Source organism: Phaeobacter sp. CC-HEC084, assembly GCF_059429255.1.
In genome coordinates, this window is sequence record NZ_JCAIJQ010000009.1 from 601,539 (window position 1) to 627,063 (window position 25,525).

24 protein-coding genes are annotated in these 25,525 nt (G+C 64.1%); 14 read left to right on the forward strand and 10 right to left on the reverse strand.

Annotated features, from left to right (window positions below):
* Window positions 1-51: 51 nt before the first annotated feature.
* Window positions 52-546, reverse strand: coding sequence for a class I SAM-dependent methyltransferase (locus AC5SSZ_RS20120; RefSeq protein WP_274829518.1), 495 nt, complete (start codon window positions 544-546; stop codon window positions 52-54).
* 275 nt (window positions 547-821) lie between these two features.
* Here AC5SSZ_RS20120 and AC5SSZ_RS20125 point away from each other — a divergent pair, with 275 nt between their 5' ends.
* Genes AC5SSZ_RS20125 through AC5SSZ_RS20145 form a run of 5 tightly spaced genes read left to right on the forward strand, consistent with a single transcriptional unit; the run spans window position 822 to window position 8,064 of the window.
* On the forward strand, window positions 822-2,594 hold the full coding sequence (locus AC5SSZ_RS20125; protein WP_274829517.1) for an ABC transporter ATP-binding protein: 1,773 nt from the start codon (window positions 822-824) through the stop codon (window positions 2,592-2,594).
* Window positions 2,587-4,539 (forward strand): ABC transporter substrate-binding protein, encoded by a 1,953-nt coding sequence (locus AC5SSZ_RS20130; protein WP_274829516.1) that lies wholly within the window; start codon window positions 2,587-2,589, stop codon window positions 4,537-4,539. The genes AC5SSZ_RS20125 and AC5SSZ_RS20130 overlap by 8 nt, the downstream gene beginning before the upstream one ends.
* Window positions 4,539-5,567: an ABC transporter permease gene (locus AC5SSZ_RS20135; protein ID WP_274831563.1), complete on the forward strand. Its 1,029-nt coding sequence runs from the start codon at window positions 4,539-4,541 to the stop codon at window positions 5,565-5,567. Before AC5SSZ_RS20130 ends, AC5SSZ_RS20135 begins: the two co-directional genes overlap by 1 nt.
* Entirely contained in the window at window positions 5,564-6,721 is a 1,158-nt protein-coding gene (locus AC5SSZ_RS20140) for an ABC transporter permease (protein ID WP_495439712.1), read from the forward strand. Before AC5SSZ_RS20135 ends, AC5SSZ_RS20140 begins: the two co-directional genes overlap by 4 nt.
* Window positions 6,718-8,064: a CoA transferase gene (locus AC5SSZ_RS20145; RefSeq protein WP_495439713.1), complete on the forward strand. Its 1,347-nt coding sequence runs from the start codon at window positions 6,718-6,720 to the stop codon at window positions 8,062-8,064. The genes AC5SSZ_RS20140 and AC5SSZ_RS20145 overlap by 4 nt, the downstream gene beginning before the upstream one ends.
* A 164-nt stretch (window positions 8,065-8,228) precedes the next feature.
* Here AC5SSZ_RS20145 and AC5SSZ_RS20150 read toward each other — a convergent pair whose 3' ends face one another.
* A complete protein-coding gene (locus tag AC5SSZ_RS20150) occupies window positions 8,229-10,601 on the reverse strand; it encodes a mechanosensitive ion channel family protein (RefSeq protein WP_495439717.1) in 2,373 nt (790 codons plus the stop codon).
* Window positions 10,602-10,822: 221 nt separating this feature from the next.
* Between AC5SSZ_RS20150 and AC5SSZ_RS20155 the strand changes: the two genes are divergently transcribed.
* From AC5SSZ_RS20155 to AC5SSZ_RS20185, 7 genes are read left to right on the forward strand one after another with little or no spacing between them, the layout of a single operon-like run.
* A complete protein-coding gene (locus AC5SSZ_RS20155) occupies window positions 10,823-12,049 on the forward strand; it encodes a glycosyltransferase family protein (RefSeq protein WP_495439720.1) in 1,227 nt (408 codons plus the stop codon).
* On the forward strand, window positions 12,046-13,290 hold the full coding sequence (locus tag AC5SSZ_RS20160) for a glycosyltransferase family 4 protein (RefSeq protein ID WP_495439723.1): 1,245 nt from the start codon (window positions 12,046-12,048) through the stop codon (window positions 13,288-13,290). Before AC5SSZ_RS20155 ends, AC5SSZ_RS20160 begins: the two co-directional genes overlap by 4 nt.
* Window positions 13,287-14,375, forward strand: coding sequence for a glycosyltransferase family 4 protein (locus tag AC5SSZ_RS20165; protein ID WP_495439725.1), 1,089 nt, complete (start codon window positions 13,287-13,289; stop codon window positions 14,373-14,375). Before AC5SSZ_RS20160 ends, AC5SSZ_RS20165 begins: the two co-directional genes overlap by 4 nt.
* Window positions 14,372-14,959, forward strand: coding sequence for a histidine phosphatase family protein (locus tag AC5SSZ_RS20170; RefSeq protein ID WP_495439726.1), 588 nt, complete (start codon window positions 14,372-14,374; stop codon window positions 14,957-14,959). Before AC5SSZ_RS20165 ends, AC5SSZ_RS20170 begins: the two co-directional genes overlap by 4 nt.
* Window positions 14,956-16,092 (forward strand): glycosyltransferase family protein, encoded by a 1,137-nt coding sequence (locus tag AC5SSZ_RS20175; protein WP_495439728.1) that lies wholly within the window; start codon window positions 14,956-14,958, stop codon window positions 16,090-16,092. Before AC5SSZ_RS20170 ends, AC5SSZ_RS20175 begins: the two co-directional genes overlap by 4 nt.
* Before the next feature lie 8 nt (window positions 16,093-16,100).
* The gene (locus AC5SSZ_RS20180) at window positions 16,101-16,859 is read left to right on the forward strand and encodes a polysaccharide deacetylase family protein (RefSeq protein WP_495440338.1); all 759 of its coding nucleotides are present in this window, start codon (window positions 16,101-16,103) and stop codon (window positions 16,857-16,859) included.
* Window positions 16,860-17,336: a class I SAM-dependent methyltransferase gene (locus AC5SSZ_RS20185; protein ID WP_368997896.1), complete on the forward strand. Its 477-nt coding sequence runs from the start codon at window positions 16,860-16,862 to the stop codon at window positions 17,334-17,336.
* Between the two features lie 84 nt (window positions 17,337-17,420).
* On the opposite strand, the gene AC5SSZ_RS20190 is transcribed toward AC5SSZ_RS20185, so the two are convergent.
* On the reverse strand, window positions 17,421-18,563 hold the full coding sequence (locus AC5SSZ_RS20190) for an alpha-D-ribose 1-methylphosphonate 5-triphosphate diphosphatase (RefSeq protein ID WP_495439730.1): 1,143 nt from the start codon (window positions 18,561-18,563) through the stop codon (window positions 17,421-17,423).
* 52 nt (window positions 18,564-18,615) lie between these two features.
* On the opposite strand from AC5SSZ_RS20190, the gene AC5SSZ_RS20195 reads away from it, so the two are divergent.
* Window positions 18,616-19,299, forward strand: coding sequence for a DUF1045 domain-containing protein (locus tag AC5SSZ_RS20195; RefSeq protein WP_495439731.1), 684 nt, complete (start codon window positions 18,616-18,618; stop codon window positions 19,297-19,299).
* On the opposite strand, the gene phnN is transcribed toward AC5SSZ_RS20195, so the two are convergent.
* The 7 genes from phnN to phnG all read right to left on the reverse strand — a co-directional run bounded on the left by phnN (window position 19,281) and on the right by phnG (window position 24,426).
* The gene (gene phnN / locus AC5SSZ_RS20200) at window positions 19,281-19,841 is read right to left on the reverse strand and encodes a phosphonate metabolism protein/1,5-bisphosphokinase (PRPP-forming) PhnN (RefSeq protein WP_495439733.1); all 561 of its coding nucleotides are present in this window, start codon (window positions 19,839-19,841) and stop codon (window positions 19,281-19,283) included. The genes AC5SSZ_RS20195 and phnN overlap by 19 nt on opposite strands.
* Complete coding sequence (gene phnL / locus AC5SSZ_RS20205; protein ID WP_495439735.1) at window positions 19,838-20,521, reverse strand: phosphonate C-P lyase system protein PhnL; 684 nt, start codon at window positions 20,519-20,521, stop codon at window positions 19,838-19,840. Before phnL ends, phnN begins: the two co-directional genes overlap by 4 nt.
* A 10-nt stretch (window positions 20,522-20,531) precedes the next feature.
* Window positions 20,532-21,302 carry a phosphonate C-P lyase system protein PhnK gene (phnK, locus tag AC5SSZ_RS20210; protein WP_192964531.1) on the reverse strand — a complete coding sequence of 257 codons (771 nt, stop codon included), beginning with the start codon at window positions 21,300-21,302 and terminating at the stop codon, window positions 20,532-20,534.
* On the reverse strand, window positions 21,299-22,159 hold the full coding sequence (locus AC5SSZ_RS20215) for an alpha-D-ribose 1-methylphosphonate 5-phosphate C-P-lyase PhnJ (RefSeq protein ID WP_274831577.1): 861 nt from the start codon (window positions 22,157-22,159) through the stop codon (window positions 21,299-21,301). Before AC5SSZ_RS20215 ends, phnK begins: the two co-directional genes overlap by 4 nt.
* Before the next feature lie 114 nt (window positions 22,160-22,273).
* Window positions 22,274-23,374 carry a carbon-phosphorus lyase complex subunit gene (locus tag AC5SSZ_RS20220; protein WP_495439738.1) on the reverse strand — a complete coding sequence of 367 codons (1,101 nt, stop codon included), beginning with the start codon at window positions 23,372-23,374 and terminating at the stop codon, window positions 22,274-22,276.
* Between the two features lie 3 nt (window positions 23,375-23,377).
* A complete protein-coding gene (gene phnH / locus AC5SSZ_RS20225) occupies window positions 23,378-23,962 on the reverse strand; it encodes a phosphonate C-P lyase system protein PhnH (RefSeq protein WP_495439740.1) in 585 nt (194 codons plus the stop codon).
* A complete protein-coding gene (gene phnG / locus AC5SSZ_RS20230) occupies window positions 23,962-24,426 on the reverse strand; it encodes a phosphonate C-P lyase system protein PhnG (RefSeq protein WP_495439742.1) in 465 nt (154 codons plus the stop codon). Before phnG ends, phnH begins: the two co-directional genes overlap by 1 nt.
* Window positions 24,427-24,534: 108 nt before the next feature.
* Between phnG and phnF the strand changes: the two genes are divergently transcribed.
* The gene (gene phnF / locus AC5SSZ_RS20235) at window positions 24,535-25,248 is read left to right on the forward strand and encodes a phosphonate metabolism transcriptional regulator PhnF (protein WP_495439744.1); all 714 of its coding nucleotides are present in this window, start codon (window positions 24,535-24,537) and stop codon (window positions 25,246-25,248) included.
* Window positions 25,249-25,525 lie beyond the last annotated feature (277 nt).

Here is a 25,525-nt window from a genome sequence, read left to right on the forward strand (position 1 = left end):
GCCTAGGGGCAGGGCAGCACGTGAGGCCAGCATGACGGAGCGTCGCGCGGATCAGGCGTCGCGGCGGTAGATGAAGCAGCGCCCCTCGACGGCGTCCGGCGGCAGGGGCATTTCGCGCAAGCTGTCAAAATACATCCGGTCCGAGGACACCATCATGCCGCCCACCGCCAGCAGCGGTTCGATGAGCGGCGACACCAGCCGGGCAAAGGCATCGTTCTTGGCGCGGTTGTGACCGCCCAGATCCGCGTGGATCAGACTGGCGGTCGCACCGAACCGTTCCACAGCTGCCGGTAGCGTTTCACGCACATCGCCAAGGATCGTCAGTTCCTCGGGCGGGGTGCTGTCAGGATGCGAGGCAACAGCGCGTTCGAAAACATAGATATCCCGGCCGGTGATATTGTGCTTCATGTGGTGGTAGGTGCGCCCGTTCCCAAGCCCCAGCTCAAAGACCGGGCCGCTCATACCAGCGGTTTCGGCAATGGCGTAATCCAGACAGGCACGCTGGGACACCATGCGATCGATAAAAAGGTCCAGACGGGTGATCATGTTACGGTCTCCTTGCACGCCATGGCCGCGCGGCGGCCAATCCCGTGCAGATGTGTCAGACTTTTACGCAAATGTGTAGCGAATAGCGAAAACGGCCTGAGCGCCTTCACAATTGCGTAAAGACCCCACCGGCGCGTCATATTTCCCGCATCTGGAGCTGCTATCTGCGAATGGGGTTTGACTAGTGCCCGTAGGCCGCGCGATGGTGGGGGAAAAAACAGGGAAACGGGAAGATTATGAAGAGACATCACCGGACCTCAGACGGGTTGAACTGAATGGCGCCGCTGTTGTCAGTCGAGGGCCTCAGCATCGGCTTTGGCCGGGATGAAGCTGTCGTGCGCGATGTTAGTTTTGACGTTGCCCCCGGCGGCACCTTGGCGCTGGTCGGGGAAAGTGGTTCCGGCAAGACGATCACCTGCCGCGCCGTGCTGCGCATTCTGCCACGTGCCGCCCAGATCCGTTCTGGCCGCATCACCCTCCACGGCGGCGACGCGCCGCTGGAGCTGAGCCGCCTTGGCGAACGGCGCATGCGGGATGTGCGCGGCAACCGGATCGCGATGATCTTTCAGGAGCCGATGCGCTCCCTGTCGCCGTTGCACCGGATCGGCAACCAGGTCTCCGAAGTTTTATGGCTGCACGAAGGCAAAAGCGAAGCCGCCGCCCGCAAGGAAGTTCTGGAGTGTTTCGAACGGGTCGGTTTTCCCGAGCCGCAACGCACCTATGACTCGTACCCCTTTGAATTGTCCGGGGGCATGCGCCAGCGGGCGATGATTGCCATGGCGATGGTGGCAAAACCCGATCTTCTGATCGCGGATGAGCCGACCACGGCGCTGGACGTGACAACGCAGGCACAGGTTTTGGGCCTGATGAAGGAATTGCAGCGCGACACCGGCATGGCGATGATCCTTGTGACCCACGATCTGGGCGTCGTTGCCAATATGGCCGAAGAGGTCGTGGTCATGCACAAGGGCCGGGTGATGGAAGCTGGTCCTGCTGCACCGATCCTTTCGGCACCCGCACATGCCTACACCCGGGCGCTGATCAACGCCGCGCCCAAGATCCCCGCCGCCACGCAGGCTGTGCCGCCAGAGCCCAAGGAAGATCTGATCCTTGAGCTGAAATCGGTGTCCAAGACCTACACCCTGCGCGCCGGAAAGGGCTGGGCTGCCCCCACTCTTATACACGCCTGTCGCGGCGTCGATCTGAAACTGCCACGCGGCAAGACGCTGGCCATCGTCGGCGAAAGCGGCTCTGGCAAGACCACCGCCGCCCGCATCGCGCTTGGCGCCGAACCGCCGGATCCCGGCGGCGAGGTTCTGTTCCGCCCCGATCCGGATGGCGAGATCGTCAAGGTTCACCAGATGGACCGCGCCGCCCGCACCGCGTTTCAGCGCGAGGCGCAGATGGTGTTTCAGGATCCCTATTCCTCGCTCAGCCCGCGCATGCGCATCGCGGACACCATGACCGAGCCGCTGGAGATCCACGGTATCGGAACCTCCGCCGACCGCCGCGACAAGGCAGCAAAGATGCTGAAGACCGTCGGCCTTGGCCCCGAGATGCTGCAACGCTATCCGCATGCCTTTTCCGGTGGCCAGCGCCAGCGCCTGTCGATCGCCCGTGCGCTGATGCTCGACCCCTCGCTGATCGTCTGCGACGAGCCGACCTCGGCTCTGGATGTGTCAGTGCAGGAACAGATCCTACGGCTCTTGGAAAACATTCAGGAACAGCAAGGGCTGTCCTATCTCTTTATCAGCCACGATCTGGCGGTGGTGGCGCGGATCGCCGATGAGGTCGCGGTGATGCGGCGCGGGCTGATCGTCGAGCAGGCTCCACCGCAGACGCTGTTCCACAACCCGCAGCACCCCTACACCAAGGCGCTGATCGCAGCGCAGCCGGAACCCGATATCGGGCGCCCGATCAATCTGGATCTGGTTTCGCAAGGCGCCGGCGCGCCGGACAGCTGGCCCGAACATTTCAGATTCACAGGAGCCGAGGCCCCGCCTCTGGTCATCCTGGAACCCGGACATAAGGTACGTTGCCATGTTTAACGCCCCGAAAACCGCGACAAAACGAACCGCCCTGAAACCCGTGCTGGCCATCGCGCTGGCCGCACTGCTGGCACCGCTCGCCGCGCTGGCAGGCACGCTGCCCACCCCGCAGGAAAGCGCCTTCTGGGATCAAGAGGTCGCCTCTGGCAACCTGCCCAAGGCGGCAGAGCGCCTGCCGGATGCGCCGCTTGTGGTCAATCTGGAGGCCAAGGGCCGTGCCTTTGGCGTGCAGGGCGGTGCGCTCAACACCATGGTGACCCGGTCGAAAGACATCCGCCAGATGGTGGTCTATGGCTACGCGCGGCTGGTCGGCTATGACGCGGATTACAAACTGCAATCGGACATCCTGCTGGGCTATGAGGAAGAGGACAACAAGCGCTTTACCTTGCACCTGCGCCCCGGGCACCGCTGGTCGGACGGGTCTCCCTTCACCTCGGCGGATTTCGAATACTGGTGGAAGGACATTGCCAACAATCCGCTGCTGAGCCCGGCCGGGCCGCCGGAATTTCTGCGCGCCGAGGGTGAGCTGCCCGAAGTCACATTCCCAGATGAGACCACCGTCGTCTTTGAATGGCAGAACCCGAATCCCAGCTTTTTGCACCATCTGGCGCAGGCGCGCCCGCCCTTCATCTACCGGCCCTCGGCCTATCTGAAGCAGTTCCACGCCGATTACGCCGACCCGGCCAAACTGGCCGAGGAAGTGGACTACGCCCGCGTCAAAAGCTGGGCGGCGCTGCACAACAAATACGACAACATGTACAAGTTCGACAATCATGAGCTGCCCACCCTGCAGCCGTGGATGAACGCGACGGCGGGCAAGAAAATCCGCCACTTGTTCGTGCGCAACCCCTATTACCACCGGATCGACGCCAAGGGCGTGCAGCTGCCCTATATCGACACGGTGGAGATGGAGATCGTCTCGGGCGGGCTGGTGGCTGCCAAAGCCAACGCCGGAGAGGCAGACCTTCAGGCCCGTGGTCTGGGTTTTCGTGACATTCCGATCCTGCGCAAGGGCGAAGCCGACGGCGGCAACTACAGGACCTTCCTCTGGGGCACCGGCACCGCCTCGCAGATCGCGATCTATCCGAACCTCAACGTAAACGATCCGGTCTGGCGCAAACTGCTGCGCGATGTCCGTGTGCGCCGCGCCCTGTCGGTCGCCATCAACCGCGCCGCCATCAACAAATCGCTCTATTTCAAACTGGCCAAGCCCGGCGCCATGACCGTGCTGGAAAAAAGCCCCTTCTTCGATCCCGCCCTGCGCGAAGCCTGGGCGCAGTTCGATCCCGATCTGGCCAATCAGCTGCTGGATGAGGCCGGGCTGACCGAAAAGGATGGCTATGGCATCCGCCAACTGCCCGACGGACGTCCGATGGAGCTGATCGTGGAAACCGCCGGAGAGCGGCAGGAGGTCGAAAACGCCCTGCAGATCATCACCGATGATTGGCGCGACGTGGGGGTCAAGCTGGTGATGCGTCCGCTCGATCGCGACATCCTGCGCAACCGGGTGTTCTCAGGCACCACTGCGGCCTCGGTCTGGTACGGCTGGGACAACGGCCTGCCGCAGCCCTATACCTCGCCCGCCTATCTGGCGCCAACCGATCAGGTCTTTCTGGCCTGGCCGAAATGGGGGCAATATTACCAGACCGGCGGAGAGGTCGGCGAAGCGCCCGATATGGAACCCGCCCAGCGCCTGATGGAGCTGGCACATGACTGGCGGATCGCCACCACTGAAGCGGAACGGATCGCCGCCTGGAAAGAAATGCTGAAAATCCATTCCGAGCAGGTCTACGGCATTGGCCTTGTGGCCGAGGCGCCGCAGCCCGTGGTGGTATCAAACCGCCTGCGCAACGTGCCAGAACGCGGCATCTGGGCCTGGGACCCCGGCGCTCATTTTGGAGTCCACCGCATGGATGAGTTCTTCTTCGAGGATGGTCAGGGCTGATGGAAATCCTGCGCTACGCCATATACCGCTTCGGCACCATGCTGCTGACGCTTTGGGTGGTGTCGGTGCTGATCTTCGTGATCATCAACCTGCCACCCGGCGATTACCTGTCCAACCAGATCGCCGAGCTGCGTGCCAGCGGTCAGACCGCAGGCGTGGCCAAGGCAGAGTTCCTGCGCACGGAATACGCGCTCGATAAGCCCATGTGGCAGCAGTATTTCATCTGGGCTGGCTTCATGCCAGGCCCGCACGGCTTCTCAGGCCTCATTCAGGGCAATTTCGGCTGGTCCTTCGAATTCGACCGCCCGGTGGCCGAAATCGTCGGTGACAGCCTGTGGCTGACGGTTCTCGTCAATCTCGCAGCGGTTCTCTTTGTCTATATGGTGGCCCTGCCGCTGGGAGTTCTGGCGGCGGCGCGCTCGCGCACCTGGGTGGATTACACCTCGGCCTTTGTCGGTTACCTCGGTCTGGCGACGCCGAACTTCCTCCTGGCGCTGATCCTGTTCTACTACGGCCATCGCTGGTTCGACCTGCCCATCGGCGGGCTGATGGATCCCATCTACGAAGGTGAGCCGATGAGCTGGGACAAGGTGAAATCGATCCTCATCCACCTGATCGTTCCAACCTTTGTCATCGGCACCTCGGGCGCCTCGGCGATGATGCAGCGATTGCGCGCCAATATGCTGGACGAGTTGGGCAAACCCTATGTGGAAACCGCGATTGCCAAGGGCATGTCGCCTTCGCGGATGCTGGCAAAGTACCCGCTGCGGGTGGCCTTCAATCCCTTTGTCGCTGACATCGGCAACCTGCTGCCCTCGATGGTGTCGGGATCGGTTCTGGTCTCGGTGGTGCTGGGGCTGCAAACCATCGGGCCGGATCTGCTGCAAGCGCTGAAATCGCAAGACATGTTCCTGTCGGCCTTCATCCTGATGTTCGTCGCCCTTCTGACCCTGATCGGCACGATGATTTCGGACGTGCTGCTGGTCCTTCTGGATCCGCGCATCCGCTATGAGGGGCGTGACGCATGAGCAAGCTGCCCGACGGTCGCTATGTCGACGATGCCCCCTATGATGCCGAACAGTCCCTGCGCGAACTGGAGCGCAAGGATCTGGATGCCCCGAACTGGGTGCTGATCTGGCGCAAGTTCAAGACGCACCGGCTGGGCCTGATCTCTGGCGCCTTCCTGCTGTTCTGCTATCTGATGCTGCCCTTTGTAGGCTTTGTCGCGCCCTATGGCCCGAACGAGCGTCACAGCGAGCATCTCTATGCACCGCCGCAGGAGATCAATCTCTTCCACGAGGGCGAGTTCCTCGGCCCCTTCATCTACCCCATGACCTCTGAGGCCAATCTGGAAACCTTCCAGTGGGAGTTCAAACCGGATCTGGACAACCCGCTGCGGCTGAAATTCTTCTGCGAAGGCAGCCCCTACCAGATCGCCGGGCTGATCCCGGCCGACACCCATCTGGTCTGCGCGCCCGGCGCCGATGTGCCGCTGTTTCTCTGGGGTTCGGACCGGCTGGGCCGCGATGTCTTCAGCCGCATCCTTTATGGCGCGCAGCTGTCGCTGACCGTCGGTCTGATCGGGATCACGGTCTCCTTCGTTCTAGGCATCTTTTTCGGCTCTATTGCGGGCTATTTCGGTGGCCGGATCGACTGGGTGATCAACCGGGTGATCGAGATCCTGCGCAGCCTGCCGGAGCTGCCTCTGTGGCTTGCGCTCTCAGCAGCCGTGCCCTCGAACTGGTCTCCGGTGGCGGTCTTCTTCATCATCTCGGTGATCCTTGGCATATTGGACTGGCCCGGCCTTGCGCGCTCGGTGCGGGCCAAGTTCCTGTCCTTGCGCGAAGAGGAATACGTGCGCGCCGCCGAAATGATGGGCGCCACATCTGGCCGGGTGATCCGCAAGCATCTCCTGCCGAATTTCATGAGCCACCTCATCGCCTCGGCAACCCTGTCGATCCCGGCGATGATCCTGGGCGAAACCGCGCTTTCTTTTCTGGGCCTGGGCCTGCGCGCGCCTGCGGTCAGTTGGGGCGTGATGCTGAACGATGCGCAGAACCTCGCCAATATCGAGATCTACTGGTGGACCGCCATTCCCATGCTGCCCATCGTGGTGGTAGTGCTGGCCTTCAACTTCCTTGGTGACGGCTTGCGCGACAGTCTGGACCCCTATCAACAATGACCCTGCTTGCCGCCCTTCCCGATCCCGCAAGCTATGCCATCACCGGCAGCGGGCACAGGCCCAGTGCCTTTGCGGTGACTGGGCTGGCCACTGCCTCTGTTGCTGCCGTCGGCGTGGAACTGGCCCGCTACATGAAGGTGGCAGGTCTTGCGCCCCGCGCGCCCGAAGTCACCGTGGATCAGCGTTTGGCGGCGCTGTGGTTCGGCTATAGTTTTCGCCCCGCAGGCTGGGAGATGCCATCGCTTTGGGATCCGATTGCCGGGGACTATCCCTGCGCCGACGGCTGGATCCGCCTGCACACCAACCTGCCCCATCACCGCGCCGCCGCGCTTCAGGTACTCGGCTGCGAAGGCACGCCCGAGGCGGTGCGCACGGCCGTTAGCAAATGGGACGGCGACCTGCTGGAGCGCGAGATCGTCGCTGCTGGAGGCGTGTCGGCCACCATGCGCAGCCGCGAGCTGTGGCTGTCGCACCCGCAGGGACAGGCAGTCGGCTCGGAACCGTTGGTACAATGGACCGCCCCCCGCGACGTCTCTCCGCGTGCGCGTCCTGAAGCAAGCGAGGCACGGCCGCTGGCCGGACTGAAGGTGCTGGATCTGACCCGGGTCCTGGCCGGGCCGATTGCCACCCGGACGCTGGCCGGATTTGGCGCCGAGGTGCTGCGGATCGACCCGCCCGGCTGGGATGAGCCGGGGGTGATACCGGATATTTCGCTGGGCAAGCGCATGGCCATGCTCGACCTGCGCAAGGACCCGGACCGGCGCCGTTTCGAGGCACTTCTGGCCAAGGCCGATGTGCTGGTGCACGGCTACCGCCCCGGCGCCCTTGCAGGTCTTGGCTATGATCAGGCAACCCGCGACCGGATCGGCCCAAACCGGATTGAGGCAACGCTCAACGCCTATGGCTGGACCGGCCCCTGGGTGCGCCGCCGCGGCTTTGACAGTCTGGTACAGATGAGTGCGGGCATCGCCGATGCAGGCCGGATCTGGGCAGGCGCAGAGAAACCGACCCCGCTGCCGGTGCAAGCACTGGATCACGCCACCGGCTATCTTCTGGCTGCGGCGGTGATTTCCGCCCTCAGCCGGGCCACCGAGACCGGTAAGACCCCGCAGGCACGGCTGTCCCTGGCCCGCACCGCCGAGCTGCTTGCCAGCCTGCGCCCATCGCAGGGTGGCCCCTCCATCACCCAGGCCGAGGCGCAGGATTATGCACCTTCCCGCGAACATTCCGGATGGGGACCGGGTCTGCGCCTGAAACCGCCGCTTGCGCTGGGAGAGATCGGCATGCGCTGGGACCTACCTGCAGACAAATGCGGCTCTTCCGAGCCCGTCTGGACCAGCTGACCCTTAGCCATCTGGCATCTCCCTCAAGAATGGCAGACCGCCCGCGCCGTGCCCCTGCACGGCGCCCGGCCCAACCCCAGGCGGAGCGCAGAGGCGCTCAGGCGCGGGGGCGGGAGCGCCCTGTTCTCACGCACCGCTAATTTCAGAATTTATGCAGCACAGACCTATCGGTCGTCGCCGCCCCTGCCCTCATCGGCGTCCAGAAGATCGGCATCAATCGCCGCCTGCACTGCCCCCGCCGCCGCCTCCTTTTGCTGCGGGGTCAGGTTCTCGTTCTGATCCTCCGCAAGGCGCACCGTGACCTCGCGATGAGCGAACTTGATGCCTTCGCGTGCGAACAGCTGGCGGATTTCCTCGTAGACCTTCTTGCGCACCAGCCACTGATCGCCCGGTTTGGTCATGAATTTCACCCGGATGATCATCGCCGAATCCTGCATCTCGATGACACCCTGGGATTTCAGCGGCTGGATGAAATTGTCGCCAATGACCGGATCGTCCAACAACTCCTGCCCCAGTTTCTTGATCAGCTTGCGGACCTTTTCCACATCGGTGTCATAGGTCACCCGCAAGGGCAGCTTCATCATCACCCAGTCGCGGGAATAGTTGGTCAGCACCCGGATTTCGCCAAAGGGAATGGTGTGCAGCGCGCCCAGATGGTGGCGCAACTGGAAGGACCGGACCGAGATCTTCTCGACCGTGCCTTTCACGTCGCCGATGTCGATATACTCACCCTTGCGAAAGGCATCATCGACCAGAAAGAAGGCGCCAGAAAAGATATCCCGCACCAGCGTCTGTGAGCCAAAGCCCACCGCCAGACCGACAACACCTGCACCAGCGAACAGCGGACTGACGTTGATCCCCAGTTGCATCAGCAGGATCAGAGCAATCGACACCACGACCACCGCCAGAATGGCGCCCCGGAACAGCGGCAGCAGCGTGGCAAGCCGACTGGCCCCGCCTGCGCCGCCTTCATCGCCCAGCTCGCTCTCGGGCATATCGCCGACTTCCTCGTCGATCTTGCTGTCGATCCAGATCCGCGAGACGCTGTAGATGATATAGCCGAGGAACAGGATCACCACGATGTCGAAGATCCGGTCGATGGCCGAATTGTCGGTCCAGTCGATGTCCGGGTTCCACACATAGATCAACGCCAGCGCCCCGCCGACAAAGGCCAGAACCCCGGCAACCCTGCGCGCCAGGTCCTCATAGGTGGCAATCGGGTGGCGCTTTCGCATCGAAGCGGCGGCCGCCTCATCTGCTTCTTCAGCCTCCCCGTCAGGGTCATCGGCATCTTGCGCATCGCTGTCCTCTGGCTGAACCATTTGCGCGGGAAGACGCCGCCTGTCGGCATAGACTTCGATCCCGTAGTTGATGATCCCATAGACCACCAGGATCGAGGTCAGCACCATATAGGTGCCCGCCATCAGCGGGATCGACATGTCCCGCTCCAGCACCAGATCAAAGGCCAGCTGAAGCCAGCCAAAGACGATATAGGCCACGACTGCGGGCGCCCAGGCCACCGACAGCAGCCGCACCAGCCAGGAGCATTCCTCCGCATTGCGGCCCGCGCGGATGGCGCGGCTGATGGCTCCGGCGTTAAAGGCGACAAGCGCCAGATTGCCGACAATCCCCAAAAGCGCCAGCCCGCCATAGACGATGGCATAGACGTTGTAAGTCAGCCCGAAATCCCCGACCCAGGCGGCAAAGACGAGGGTCGAAATATCATAGGTCGCCAGCACCGAAGCCCAGATATAAAGCCGTTTGGCATCCCGGTCGGAAAATGCCGGTATCCGGTATTGGCTAAGGTAGGGCGACAGCACCATGCGCCACAGGTCCGATATGGTCCGGGACAGGAAAAAGGCGGTATAGATCGCCAGCACCGTCAGCCGCACCGACGAATTGCCTGAGGAACCCAGCACAAGATAGGATCCCAGCAGAGCGATCCCCATCGAAAAGATCGTTCCCCCGACGCCCAGCAGGAAGCGAAAGAACAAAAACGGCATTTTCTCGCGATAGCCTTCGGGCTTTTCCTTGGTGCGGGCCACCACGTGGTGCAGCGCAAATCTCTTGCCGTAGAGCTCAACGGTGACCCAGCGCCCCAGAAACAGGAACAGGAGGCTCCAGAACAGGATTTCCGCATAGGTGGCGATCCGGCCATCGGGGCTGGTCTGGCGCAGGATGTATTTCATCTCAAAGATGGAATAGGGCAGCGCCTCCAAACGACTGCGCAATTCGGCCCGGAAGATATCCATCTCCGACTGGGCTTTCATCAGCATCGATGCACCTTCCATCTTGGCATCGTGTTCGCTGATGGCCTGTTCCGCAGCCCCATCCTGCGCGCGGGCGCCGCCGCTGTCGACGATGATCACATCAACGCCGCTTTCGGCAGCCAGCTCGATGGCCCGGGCGATCGGATCCTCGCCGTTGTCAGCCGCCGTCTGCGCATGTCCTGTGCTCACAGTCCCGATGACCAGCGCACACAGAAGAAACAGGGCAAATAACCCCGGGAGAAGCCGCCGGATGGGAATGAAGTTCATGGTCTGAAATCCTCAGGACAGTTCAAACCAGACTAGCCAGCGCCCCCAGTCGGCGCAATTGCCCTACTGCAACAACAGCGGAACGATTTTGGCACATCGCGGTGACGCGCGGGGCTTTAGCTGCCATTTGTTGCGCAATCGGGACTGCAAAGGCCGATCGCCCTTGATTTCGGCGCCTGCCTATTGCACCACCCTGATAATACACCTGTTCAGGCGACCCTATGAAAGATCAGACAAGCTCCACCGCCGACAGGGAAAACGGCGCCCGCAGCCCCCGGGTCATGCTCTACAGTCATGACACCTTCGGGCTGGGCCACCTGCGCAGATCGCGGGCGCTTGCCGGGGCGATTACCGCCGCCGACCCTTCTGCTTCGGCGCTGATCCTGACCGGTTCTCCGGTTGCCGGACGGTTTGCCTTTCCCAGCCGGGTCGATCACATGCGCCTGCCCGGGGTGATCAAACGCTCCGACGGCAGCTATGCTTCGCGCACCATGGGGATGAGCATCGAGGAAACCACCGAGATGCGCGCCGGGCTGATCCGCTCCATGGCGCAGCAATACGATCCCGACGTGCTGATCGTCGACAAGGAGCCAACCGGTTTCCGCGGTGAGCTGATGCCCGCGCTGGAATGCCTGCGCAGCCGCGGCCATTGCAAGCTGGTGCTGGGCCTGCGCGATGTTCTGGACGAACCCGAAGTGCTGGCCGCCGAATGGGAACGCAAGAACGCGGTTCCGGTGACCGAACAGTTTTACGACGAAATCTGGGTCTATGGCCTCAGCTCGGTCTATGACCCCACGCAGGGGCTGGATCTATCGCCCGAAACCCGCTCCCGCATGCACTGGACCGGCTATCTGCGCCGCGATCTGGGCCAGATCGGTGAGCCGCCCGAACAGCCCTATATCCTGATCACCCCCGGCGGTGGTGGCGACGGGGCGATGATGGTGGATCTGGTGCTTTCGGCCTATGAACGGGACCCAAACCTCAGCCCGCGTGCCGTGCTGGTCTATGGCCCCTTCCTGTCCGGAGAAACCCGCGAAGCGTTTGAGGCCCGCGTTGCCGCGCTGGATGGCCGCGTCACCAGCGTTGGTTTCGAAAGCCGGATCGAAACGCTGTTTGCAGGCGCCTGCGGCGTGGTTTGCATGGGCGGCTACAACACCTTCTGCGAGGTCCTGTCCTTTGACAAACCGGCGGTGATCGTACCCCGTACCACGCCGCGTCTGGAACAGTGGATCCGCGCCAGCCGCGCCGAGGAACTGGGCCTTGTTTCCATGCTGGACGAAGACCGCGATGGCTGGACCCCCGAGGCGATGATCCGCGCGATCGACGCGTTGAAGGATCAAAAACCCCCCTCTGCCGCTTTTGGCGAAGGGTTCCTTGACGGGCTCGATTATGTCACCCGGCGGGTGACCGCGTTGCTGCAGGACGCGCCGCGAAAGGCAACCGAATGACCACAAACCGGCCACCGCTTGCGGTGCTGGTCAAGGGCTGGCCGCGCCTGTCCGAGACCTTTATCGCGCAGGAACTTGTCGCGCTGGAGGCCGCAGGCCACAGTTTCGAAATCTGGTCCCTGCGCCACCCCACCGACGTCAAACGCCACCCGCTGCACGACCGTTTGCAGGCGCAGGTGAACTACCTTCCCGAATACCTCTATCAAGAGCCGGAGCGCGTCTGGCGCGCCCGCGAGACGGCACAAAAGCTGCCGGGCTACGCCGAGGCCCGGCGGATCTGGCGCGCCGACTTGCGCCGCGACCCCAGCCGCAACCGCATCCGCCGCTTTGGCCAGGCCTGCGTGCTGGCCGCTGAAATGCCGGACGCGGTTCTGGGGCTTTATGCCCATTTCCTGCACACGCCGTCCTCGGTGGCGCGCTATGCGGCGATCATGCGTGGCCTGCCGTGGAGCTTTTCCGCCCATGCCAAGGACATCTGGACCTCGCCCGACTGGGAGATCCGCGAAAAACTGTCCAGCGCCGATCACGGCGCTACCTTCGGCGCCACCTGCACTGCCTTTGGCGCCCAGCACCTGCGCGATATGTCGGACGATCCGGCGCGCATCGACCTGATCTATCACGGTCTGGACCTCAGCCGGTTTCCCGCCCCGCCCGACCGCATCTGGCGCAAGGCCAGCGATCCGCTGTACCTGATGTCCGTGGGCCGCCTGGTCGAGAAAAAGGGATTTGACCGGCTGATCGCCGCGCTGGCACTGCTGCCCAAGGATCTGGACTGGCACTGGACCCATATCGGCGGCGGCGGCCTTGGCGATCTGTTGCAGGGTATGGCCGAGGACGCGGGCGTTGCGGATCGCATCACCTGGCGCGGCGCCTGCGACCAGCCCGAGGTGATCGAGGCGATGCGCCAGAGCGATATCTTCGTCCTGCCCAGCCGCGTTGCCGCAGATGGGGACCGCGACGGGCTGCCGAACGTGCTGATGGAAGCCGCCTCGCAGCGGCTGCCGATCCTGTCGACGCCCGTCTCTGCCATCCCCGAATTCATCGACAGCGGCACCCATGGTCTGCTCAGCGACGATGCGCCCGCAGCGCTGGCAGGCGCCATCTGCAAGATGGCCGAGGATCCGGACAAGACCGCCGCCATGGCCGAGGCCGCGCTCCAGCGCCTGCGCCGTGACTTTGGCATGGATCCGGGCATTGCCCGCCTTTCCGAACGCCTCAGCGCCATGCTGAACGGCGCATGACCAGCGGCAGCGGCAAACACATCGCCTTTTATGCGCCGATGAAATCGCCGCGCAGCCCGGTGCCCTCGGGCGACCGGGAAGTGGCCCGCAACCTGATGGATGTGATTGCGACAGGCGGCGCCCGCGTCGATCTGGTCAGCGAGCTGCGCATCTATGACAAGACAGGCGATGCGCAGCGGCAGAACGACCTGCAAGAGGCCGCACGGCAAGAGGTTCGTCGCCTGCTGGACGAGATGCCGCCCGTGGATCTCTGGGTGACCTACCACAACTACTACAAGGCGCCGGACCTGATCGGGCCTGCCGTGGCCCGCGCCCGTTCCATTCCCTATGTGCAGATCGAAAGCACCCGTGCCACCAGTCGCTTGACGGGCCCCTGGGCCGGGTTTGCCAAGGCCGCCCATGACGCTGCCGATGCGGCCGATACCATCTTCTATTTCACTGCCAACGACCTGATCACTCTGGAGCGCGAGCGCTTTGGCAGCCAGGCGCTGGTGCATCTGCCGCCCTTCCTGCCGCAAGGCGCGCTGCCGGAGCCCTCGGCGCTGGACGGTCCCATGCTCAGCGTTGGCATGATGCGCGCCGGGGACAAGCTGTCCTCGTATCGCATCATTGCGGAAACGCTCACCTGTCTGATGGGCGACTGGCAGCTTGAGATCGCAGGCGATGGCCCCGCCCGCCCCGAGGTCGAGGCGATGATGGCGCCCTTTGGCGACCGTGTGCAGTTTCTGGGACAGCTGGATCGCGACGGCCTGACGGCCGTCTATGGGCGCGCCAGCCTGTTTTTCTGGCCTGGCGTCAACGAGGCCTTTGGCATGGCATACCTGGAGGCGCAGGCCCATGGGCTGCCCGTGGTGGCGCAGGATCGCCCCGGCATGCGCGACGTGCTCACCCCTGCCGCATATCCGGCACCGGAAGAGGGGCCAGAGGCGCTGGCAGAGCAGATCAACGCCCTGCTGACCGATTCCGATCTGCGCGCCCGCCGCAGCGCCGAGGCGCGCCAGATGGTCGCCACAACCCACCTTGCCCCCGCCGCAAGCGCCCGTTTCTGGGCCGCCGTGGCACCGCTGATGGAGGCCCGCCCATGATCCGTCTTGCCCTTTTGCGCCATGGTCATACCGACTGGAACCGCGCGGGCCGCATTCAGGGCCGCAGCGATATTGCGCTGGATGATACTGCTCGCAGCGAGCTGACCGCGCAGGCGCTGCCCGCGCCCTGGGATGCGGCGGATCTGTGGTCCAGCCCGCTGCTGCGCGCCGCCGAAACCGCGAAACTGGTGGCCGGGCGCGATCCTCAAACGGCGCTCGAGCTGATTGAAATGGACTGGGGCGACTGGGAAGGTCTGCGCGGGATCGACCTCAAGGCCGACCCGATAAGCGGCTTTCGCGATATCGAGCACTGGGGCTGGGACTACCGCCCCCCCGGCGGCGAGACCCCGGCCGAGGTCTGGGAACGTATCGCGCCCTGGCTGCAACGCCTCACCCGGGACACGGTCGCGGTCTGCCATATCGGGATCATGCGGATGATCCTGGCGCGCGCTTATGGCTGGGACTTCGACGGTCCGGCGCCCTTCCGGATCAAACGCAACCGCCTCTTCGTGGTGGAGATCGACGGCGACGCCCTGCGCCCGCAGCCCGATCCCATCCGCCTGATCCCGAAAGAGCCGCAATGAGGGTCCTGATCGCAGTCACCCATCTGCTGGGCACCGGCCATCTGTCACGGGCGCTGACGCTGGGCCGGGCCTTTGCGGCGGCAGGCCATCAGGTCCGCGTGGCCTCGGGCGGATTTCCGGCACCGCAGCTGAGCCGTGCGGGGCTGGATCTGGTGCAACTGCCGCCGCTGCGCTCGGACGGGGTGGATTTCACCCGGCTTCTGACAGCCGAGGGCACCGTGGCGGATGACGCCTATCACAACGCCCGGCAACAGGCCTTGAGCGACGCCCTGCGCGAAATGCAGCCCGATGTGCTGATCACCGAGCTTTACCCCTTTGGCCGCCGCAGCCTGAAGGGAGAGTTTCTGTCACTGCTGAAGGCCGCCCACGCCCTGCCGCACCGGCCCGTAGTGCTGGCCTCGATCCGCGATATCCTGGCGCCGCCCTCCAAGCCCAAAAAGGCGGTAGAGGCAGACGCGGTGATCGCGGAGTTCTACGATGCAGTGCTGGTGCATTCCGACCCCGCCGCGACCCGGCTGGATATCAGCTGGCCGGTCTCGGAGATGCTGGCGGGCAAGCTGCGCTATACCGGTTACGTAGCGCCTCCCGCCGCCCTGCCGCACCCTGAACAGGCAGGCGCGGGTGAGGTGCTGGTCAGCGCCGGCGGCGGCAGCGTTGGCGATGCCTTGTATGACGCTGCGCTGGAGGCCGCGCAGCAAATGCCCGATATCACGTGGCGGCTATTGGTCGGCGGCAGCGACGCAGCAGAACGGATCGCGCGGTTCACTGCCAAAACCTCCCGCGCCATCATCGAAGCCGCCCGCCCCGATTTCCGTCAGATGCTGTGCCACGCCGCCGCCTCGGTCAGCATGTGCGGCTACAACACCGCGCTGGACCTCCTGCAGGCGGGTAGCCCCGCCGTTCTTGTGCCCTTTGATGCGGGCAAGGAAGTGGAACAATCCCTGCGCGCCGAGAGCCTGGCGCCGCTAAGCGGTATCGCGGTGCTGAAGACCGCCGATCTGACGCCAAGCGCGCTGGTACAGGCGGTGAAAGGCGTGATGGCCGAGGCGCCGCGCGCCACCGACCGCTTCCGGTTTGACGGCGCCGCCAGAACGGTAGAGATTGCTGCCGAACTGGCAGGAGACCGTCGATGACCCCGGCAATCACCCCGGATTGGAGCGTGCTGGATCAGGAGCTTGAGGCCTGGCAGCAGGCCGGATTGCAGCTCCCCCTGTGGTGGCGCGATGATGACGCCACCGAGGTCACGCCGCAACTACAGAAGCTGACCGAAACCGCGCAGCGGCTGGGTCTGCCGGTGCATCTGGCGATCATCCCACGGGACGCCCAGCCGGAACTGGCCGCGCATCTGCATAACACGGCTGATCTGATCCCCGTGGTGCATGGCTGGGCTCATAAAAGCCACGCCCCGGAGGGCGAGAAAAAGGCCGAGTTCGGTGCCCACCGTCCGGTGCAGGATATGCTGGGCGAGGCCGAAGCCGGGCTGGAGCGGCTGAAGAGCTTCTTCGGATCCGGCCTGCGCCCAATGTTCGTGCCGCCCTGGAACCGCATCGCGCCCGAGATCCTGCCCTGGATGGCGGGTCTTGGCTATTGCGCCCTGTCGACCTTTACCCCGCGCTCCCGGACCAAGGCGGCGCCGGGTCTGGTGCAGATCAACACGCATCTGGACCCGATCGACTGGAAGGGCAGCCGGTCATTGCTGCCCGAGGCGCAGCTGATCGCCCAGATCGCATCGCAGCTGAAAGACCGCCGCCAGGGCCGCGCCGACACCCGCGAACCCTATGGCATCCTGACCCACCATCTGGTGCATGACGACCGGATCTGGGGGTTTACCGAAACTTTGATTGCACGTCTTCTGGCCGGGCCCGCCATGGCCTGGACCTATGACGAAAGGATTTCCTGAATGAGCCGACTGGATTCGATGCTGCGCCGCCTGACCGCGCAACGGGACGGGCTGAACTGGGCCGCTGAGCAGATCACGGATGTTCCCGGCGACGCGCTGGACATGGGGTTGGGCAACGGACGCACCTATGACCACCTGCGCGAGATCCTTCCGGATCGCCGTATCTGGGTGATCGACCGGGTGCTGCAATGCCACCCTTCCTGCGTGCCGCCCGAAAAGGATTTTCTGCAAGGCGAAGCCGAACCCATGCTGCAGCGCCTTGCGACTGAGGGCCACAAGATCGTGCTGGCGCACTATGATTTCGGCTTTGGCGTCAAGGAAAAGGACGTCGCCGAGGCTGCTGCCATGTCGCCGGTGATCGCCTCTGTCATGGCGCCGGGCGGTATCATCGTCTCGGGCCAGCCTCTGGTGGGTTTTGAGGAGCTGGACGGCCCAGAAGGCATCCCCGAAGGCCGCTACATGTTCTACCGCGCCTGACGCGCCGCCCAACGGCGTTCACCGAAACAAAAGGCCCCGATGCGCTTTGCGCCGGGGCCTTAATACATGAAGCTGAGTTGTTTTTCAGGCCACCCGCTGACCACGGGAATAGACGCCCTGCAGCGCAGGCACCCCGGCCCGCATGGCAAAGCGGATCAGATCCGCGCGTTTGCCGACCTCCAGCAATCCACGATCCTTCAGGCCGACCGCCTTGGCCGGAGCGCAGGTGACGGTGGCGAGCCCCCGCGCCATGTCGCCCCAGATCTCTCCCAGACGCGCCGCCGCCAGCAAGAGCGCCGCAGGCACGTAGTCGGAGGAGACTATATCCAGAAGGTCCAGCTCGGCCAGCTCCTGCGCCGCCACATTGCCCGAATGCGAGCCGCCGCGGATCAGATTCGGCGCCCCCATCATCACCTGGATGTCATGAGCATGGCAGGCACGGGCGGCCTCCACGGTGGTGGGGAATTCGGCCAGGCGGATGCCGTGACCGGCCGAAACGGCGACCTGATCCTCGGTGGTATCGTCATGGCTGGCCAGCACCGCACCAAACCGCTGCGCGGCCTTCACCGCCTCCACCTCATGCAGATCGCCATAGGTGTCGCGCATGGTCTTGAGGTTGGCGACATGCTGCAGGAAGGCATCATCATCAAACCCGTGCTTGCCCTTCACATAGGCCTCGAGTTTCGAAATATCGCGGAACTGGCGCTGCCCCGGCGTGTGGTCCATCAGCGAGACCAGACCGACGCGGTCCTCATCCGTGAACTCGTTCAGCTCGTCCACTAGAGTCTCCGAACAGACCTCGGCCCGCAGGTGCAGGAAATGGCTGATCTTGAGCGCATCCTTGCCGCGCAATTCCAAGAGTTCGCTGGCTAGGCTGCGGGCGTATTGGCCGTATCGCGCCTCCTTGGCCTTGATCGAGCCGACCCGCATCGCATCGAAGACCGTGGTGATCCCGGTGCCCGCCAGTTCGGCATCATGTGCGATGATCGCGGCGGCATGGGGCCAGTCCACCTTGGGGCGGGGCTGGATGTGACGCTCCAGATTGTCGGTGTGCAGCTCGATCAGGCCGGGGCTGACGAAATCGCCGCCGCAATCCACCGCACCGGCGGGCACGCCCGCGCCCTCAGCCATATCCGCGATCTCTCCGTCCTTGATCCTGAGGCTGCCGGTGCGGGTTTCCCCGGGCAGAACAAGGGTGGCATTGGCAAGGATCATCTCTTGTGTCATCTGGATTTCACATCTTTCGAGCTATGGAGAAGGCCACGTTTAGGAGGCCAATGTGACATTCACGCGATACGCGATCTATTTTGCGCCGCCCCAAGGGGCGGATTGGAGCCGGTTTGGGGCCAGCTGGCTGGGCTGGGATATGGAGACGGGGGCCGAGGTGGCGCACCCGGATATCCAAGGGCTGGACGTTGCCGCGATCACCGCAACGCCGCGCAAATATGGCCTGCATGCGACCATGAAGCCGCCGATGCGACTGGCAAAGGGGTACTCTCTGGCCGATCTGGAAGCCGCCTGCGCCACGCTGGCCGCCACACAGGCGCCGGTCGCGCTGGACGGTTTGCAACTGGCGCGGCTGGGCCGGTTTCTGGCGCTGCGCCCCTTGGGCGATGAAAGCGCGCTCAATGCGCTGGCCGCCGCCTGCGTGCGCGATCTCGACGCCTTTCGCGCCCCTGCCCCCGAGGCGGAACTGGCCCGCCGTCGCGCGAATGGGCTCAGCCCCGAACAGGACCAGAACCTTGTGACCTGGGGCTACCCATACGTTTTGGATCAATTCCGCTTTCACATCACCCTGACCGGCAAGCTGCCCAAGCCCGAGCTGCCCAGCGTCGAGGCTGCCCTGCAGGCGCATCTGGTCCCGCTCTTGCCCGCGCCATTTGTGATCAAGGATCTGGCACTGATGGGCGAGGATGGGATGGGACGTTTTCACCTGATCCACCGCTACGCCCTGACCGACTGAATCGCGGCGCGCGCGGCCATGACCGCCGCGCCCAGATCGCCGCTGTTGTCGATCTCGTGGACCTGGGCCAGCCCCGCAGGCAGAGGTTTGCCCGCGCGGGCAAGCCGACGCTGCACCTCGGCGGCATCCTCGCGCCCGCGCGCCGCCAGCCGTGTGGCGAGCACCTCGGGGCGGGCGGTGACGGACAGGATGCGGAAATCGTCGAATGCGTCCTGCGCCTCCAGCAGCACCCCGCGAGAGAGGTTGACCAGAACGGCCGTAGCCCCGGCGCGCAGAGACTCGATCTCTTTGGGAATGCCATAGTGCAGCCCATGGGCAGGCCAATGGAGAGCAAAGGCGCCCTTGCCTGCCAGATCCAGAAACGCGGCTTCGGTCACAGGGGTGTAATCCTCCCCCCCGGCCTCGGGCGCGCGGGTGATCACGCGGCGCATCAATTTTATGCCGGGATCGGCCTGCCGCAGCCCCTCCATCAGGCTGTCCTTGCCGACGCCAGAGGGGCCGACAACGGCAATCACCGGCCCCTTGTTCGCGCCCATGCTCATGCGGCGGCCCTTGGTGTAAAGCCCGAGACATCGACAAACCGGTCGCAGACCTGTTCGCGCGCGGCCTCGTCATGGAAGATGCCGACAATGGCTGCGCCGCGCGCCTTGGCCCCTTCGATAAGGCCCAGCACCGTGGCGCGGTTCTGCGCATCAAGGCTGGCGGTTGGTTCATCCAGCAAAAGCGCCGGATAGTCATAGGCAAAGCCGCGCGCGATATTCACCCGCTGCTGCTCCCCGCCGGAGAAGGTCGTGGGGCTGAGGCTCCAGAGCCGTTCGGGAATGTTGAGCTGCGCCAGAAGGGTCGCCGCCTTTTCGCGTGCTTCTTCAATGGGTGTGCCCACCGAAAGCAGTGGTTCGGCCACCACATCCAGCGCGGGCACACGTGGCACCACCCGCAGGAACTGGCTGACATAGCCCAGCGTCTTGCGGCGCAGCGCAAGGATCTCGCGTGGCTCGGCCTGTGACACGTCGGTGCCGCCCACCAGAATGCTGCCGCTGGCAGCCAGGTAGTTGCCGTAAATGAGCCGCATCAGGGTCGATTTCCCTGCCCCCGAGGCCCCCACCAGCCCGACGCATTCGCCGGGTTTGACGGAAAGCGTTGCACCCTCCATCACCGGGATCACCGCGCTGCCCTGATTGTGCAGGGTGAAGCTTTTGCTGACGTTTTGAAGTTCGATCATCACTTTGTCCTCACACCTGCAACACGCTGGAAACCAGCAGCTGCGTATAGCCATGTTGCGGATCGTCCAGCACCTGATCGGTGAGACCCGTTTCCACCACATGGCCGTCCTTCATCACCATCAGCCGGTCCGCCAGCAGGCGCACCACCGCCAGATCGTGGGTGACGATAATGGCGCTGAGACCCATCTCGCGCACGAGACCGCGCAACAGATCCAGAAGCCGCGCCTGCACCGAGACATCGAGGCCGCCGGTTGGTTCGTCCATGAACACCAGCCTTGGACCGGTCACCAGGTTGCGGGCGATCTGGAGCCGCTGCTGCATGCCGCCGGAAAAGGCCGAGGGGCGGTCATCAATGCGGGCATCGGAAATCTCCACCCGGCCCAGCCAGTCGGCAGCGCGGGCGCGGATATCACCATAGTGACGATCGCCAACCGCCATCAGCCGCTCACCGATGTTGCCGCCCGCTGAGACCGACATGCGCAGCCCGTCGCGGGCGTGCTGGTGGACAAAGGCCCAGTCGGTACGCCCCAGCATCCGGCGCGCGGGTTCCGACATGGTGACCGTATCCACCGGCCCATCGGCGCGGGTGTCAAACACCACCTCACCCCGGTCCGGCGCCAGATGCCCGGCAAGGCAGTTCAGAAGGGTGGACTTGCCCGAGCCGCTTTCGCCGACGATGCCCATCACCTCACCGGGGTACAGGTCAAAGCTCACATCCGTGCAGCCGATCCGCGCGCCATACATCTTGGCAACGTCTTTTACTTGCAGCAAAGGGGTCATGCCGCGGCCTCCTCTCCCAGGCGGCCCACATGGCCTGCCTCGCGCCGCGAACGGCAGTAATCGGTGTCCGAGCAGACAAACATCCGGTTGCCCGCATCATCGAGGATCACCTCATCCAGATAGCTGTCCTCTGCCGCGCAAAGGTCACACGGATGATCGGCCTTGCTGGCCTCGAAGGGGTAATCCTCGAAATCAAGGCTCACGACCGATGTATAGGGCGGCACCGCATAGATGCGCTGCTCGCGGCCCGCGCCGAACAGCTGGATCGCCGCCATCTCCATCTTGGGGTTGTCGAATTTCGGGATCGGCGAAGGGTCCATCACATAGCGATCCGACACCTTCACCGGATAGGCATAGGAGGTCGCGATGGCGCCGTGCTGGCTGATGTCCTCATAGAGCTTCACATGCATCAGGCCATATTCCTGAAGCGCGTGCATCTTGCGCGTCTCGGTCTCGCGCGGCTCAAGAAAGCGCAGCGGTTCCGGGATCGGCACCTGGTAGACGAGGATCTGATCTTCGGAGAGCTGTGCCTCGGGGATACGGTGGCGGGTCTGGATAACGCTGGCCTGTTCCGTCTCCTCGGTGGTGGCAACACCGGCGGTGCGCTCAAAGAACTTGCGGATCGAGACTGCGTTTGTGGTGTCATCGGCGCCCTGGTCGATCACCTTGAAGGTATCATCCGGGGTCAGCGTCGCGGCAGAGACCTGCACGCCGCCGGTGCCCCAGCCATAGGGCATGGGCATTTCACGGCTGGCAAAAGGCACCTGATAGCCCGGCACCGCCAGACCTTTGAGGATCGCCCGGCGGATCATCCGCTTGGTCTGCTCGTCAAGGTATGCAAAGTTGTAGTCAGACATTCTGGGCACCCTTCTTCCGTTTGGCCCGGCATCGCCGGGCCGCGCCCGACCTCCCCCCCGGGAGGGCGCTTCGCCCCCACCCGAGGTCGGGCACTGCCCTGTGTTGCACAAAACTCATTCCGCTGCCTCCTTGGCCGCCATCTGCTCCACCGCTTCGGTGGCTTCTCGGCGCAGCTTGCGCACCAGTTCCAGCTCGGACTGGAAATCGACGTAATGCGGCAGCTTGATATGTTCGAGGAACCCCGTCGCCTGGATATTGTCGCTGTGGCTCAGGACAAATTCCTCGTCCTGCGCGGCGGCGCCAAGATTATCCTCGCCCAGCTCTTTCCAGCGCAGGGCGCGATCTACCAGCGCCATGGCGATGGATTTTCGCTCTGACTGGCCGAACACCAGACCATAACCACGGGTGAACTGCGGCGGCACGGTTTTCGAGCCCTTGAACTGGTTCACCGTCTCGCATTCTGTCAACTCCACCTCGCCGATCTCGATGGCAAAGCCCAGCTCGGGGATCTCCATCTCCACCGCGACGGTGCCGATGCGCAATTCGCCCACAAAGGCGTGGTTGCGCGCATAGCCACGCTGGGTGGAATAGGCCATGCCAAGGATGAACCCCTCGTCCCCGCGCGTCAGCGATTGCAGTCTGACCGATCGGTCAGCAGGAAAAGCCATCGGCTCGCGCGTCAGGTCCCCGGGCTGTGCATCCGAGCTCGGTTCACGCTCGATGATGTCCTCGCCTTGCAGGAACTCGGTGATATGGGGCGTCGGTTCGGTCCGGGGCGTTGCAGCGGGGGCTTCCGGCACCTCGCCCTCGGCGGCCAGTTTGAAGTCGAGCAAGCGATGTGTGTAGTCGAAGGTCGGCCCCAGCACCTGCCCGCCCGGCGCATCCTTGAAAGTCGCCGAAATCCGCCGGTCGCAGGCCATGGCGCCGGTATCCACCGGCAGCGTATAGCCAAACCGCGGCAACGTGGTGCGATAGGCGCGGATAAGAAAGATCGCCTCGATCAGATCACCGCGCGACTGTTTGATCGCCAGCGCCGCCAGATCGGGATCGAACAGCGATCCTTCAGCCATCACCCGGTTCACCGCCAGCGACAGCTGTTCGCGGATCTGCGCCAGTGACAACTCGGCTACCGAAGCATCGCCGCGACGCTCTTCCGCCAGCCAGGCATGGGCGTTGTCGATGGCGCGCTCGCCACCCTTTACAGCTACATACATGCCTCAGGCCTCCGCAAGGATCTGGGTCGAGCGCGGCAGCGCCGCCACCTGAGAGCCAGAGGTGAAAAAGAAATCGACGCCGAGCGGATAAAGCATCGCATTGCCCGCACAGGCCGCCGGATCCGGCAGGGCCATCTGCGCCGTGTCCTTGATACCGGGACCGCTGAGCGTGGCATTGGGCGCATCAAATCCCGCGACCTCAACGATCAGCGTGGTGGAGCGGTCCGGGTACTCCGCCGTTCCGATGGGGAAGCGATCGAGCGGCATCAAGGCGCCCCAGCCGCCAAGGGCAAAATCCGCCTGCTCCGCACTGACAATGGGCGCGCCGGTGTGGAAGGTCAGCCAGCCACGCAGGGCCTCGCTGTCCACATCGGGCGCCAGAAAGACGCCGGTTTCGGGATCGCAAAGCGTCAGCAGCAGACTGCCTGCCGCGGGGGAAATCCCCTCGGGCGGTGTGGCGCCCATAATCTCTTGCAGCGTACCGGGGCGCGCCATGGCATTCATCGCCGCGCGAAAGGCATGGGCCGAGGCCACCGACGGATTGGCAAAACCACCCGCGTAGACCGTATTGTCCGTCATCTGGTTCATCAGTCCTCTCCCCGCACCATGGTGAAGAAATCGACCTTGGTCGCAGCTGCCTTTGCGGCACGCGCCTCTTTGGCGGACGCCCGCTCTTGCTCCAGCGGGGCCAGAACCGTCGCGCGCAACGCCTCGGCCGCATCGGTCTGCATCAAGGCGTCGATCTTGGCGGCCATCTCGGCCTTGGCCTTGGACCGGCCCTGCACATAGCCATGGCCAACCGTGCCATCGGCCAGCGACAGGGCGCAGCGGGTGACGGTCATCTCGCCGAGGTTGAAGGGCGCACCGCTGCCGCCCATACGGCCCCGGACCATCACGCCGCCCGCCTCGGGCGCGCGCAGCCAGTCAAAGGCAGGCTCATGATCAAAGGCGCGCCAAAGCTCGGCAAGTCGGGCATCGTCAGCCGAGGCCAGAAGACCCATCCAGGCCTTGCGATCTCTTGTGCGATCCTCTGCGGAAATTGTGGTGTTCATCGTGTCAAAGCCTCTTGGCCGGGTTGTCTACATAATCTATACAACTAGACAAATCATAGGTGACTCGTCCCCAGGGGCGCAAGCCAATCCTTGTGAAAGTTTCATGACATGGCCCGAACCCCGGTCTGGAAATCCATAGCAGGCACATTGACCGACGATATCGCCCAGGGGCGCTATGACACCGGCGACAAGCTGCCAGCAGAGGCGCAGCTGGCGGCGCGGTTCGGCGTTAACCGCCACACGGTGCGCCGCGCTCTGGCGGAAATGGCAGCTGGCGGTCTGGTGCATGCACGGCGCGGCGCCGGAGTGTTTGTTGCCGCCAAACCGACGGATTACCCGATCGGCAAGCGGGTGCGCTTTCACCAGAACATCTCCAAAGGCGGACGCACCCCGGCAAAGCAGATCCTGACCACCGAAACCCGCGCAGCCGCCGCTGGCGAAGCCGCCGCGCTGGCGCTGCCCCCCGGCGATCCGGTGCATGTCTACGACGGGTTGTCGCTGGCAGATGGACAGCCGATTGCCCTGTTCCAGAGCGTCTTTCCAGCCGAACGGTTCCCCGAGATGCTCACGGCGCTGGAAGAGACGCAATCCGTCACCGCCGCGCTGCAACGCTGCGGCATCGAAGACTATACCCGCCTTGAGACCCGCATCACCGCCCGCCAGGCGACAGCAACACAGGCGCTGCACCTGCGCGTCCCCGAAGGCGCCCCGATCCTGCGCACCACGGGCATCAACGTAGACGCAAAAGGCACCCCCATCGAATACGGCCGCACCTGGTTTGCAGGCGACAGGGTGACTCTGACCGTCGGCGGCGACGAATAGAAAGCTCTCGCCCATCAAAGTTCTTCTGACGATGGCCCTTTCCCGTTGGGCCCAGCGCTACCTGCCGAAAAGCCGTTCGCCAAATCCGGGTCAAGGGCCGCGCAAGCGGCCGTGCGCATGCACGGTTCACCCTTGAGGCGGAATTGGCGGACTGGACACTCGATATGGCGCATCAGGGCAAACCTGCCCCTGAGGCGCCTCTCAGCAAAGGAAAAGCGCCGCGTAAAGCGCGGCGCCTGGCCCAACCGGGACAACGCATTTTTCAAATGCGGCGGCA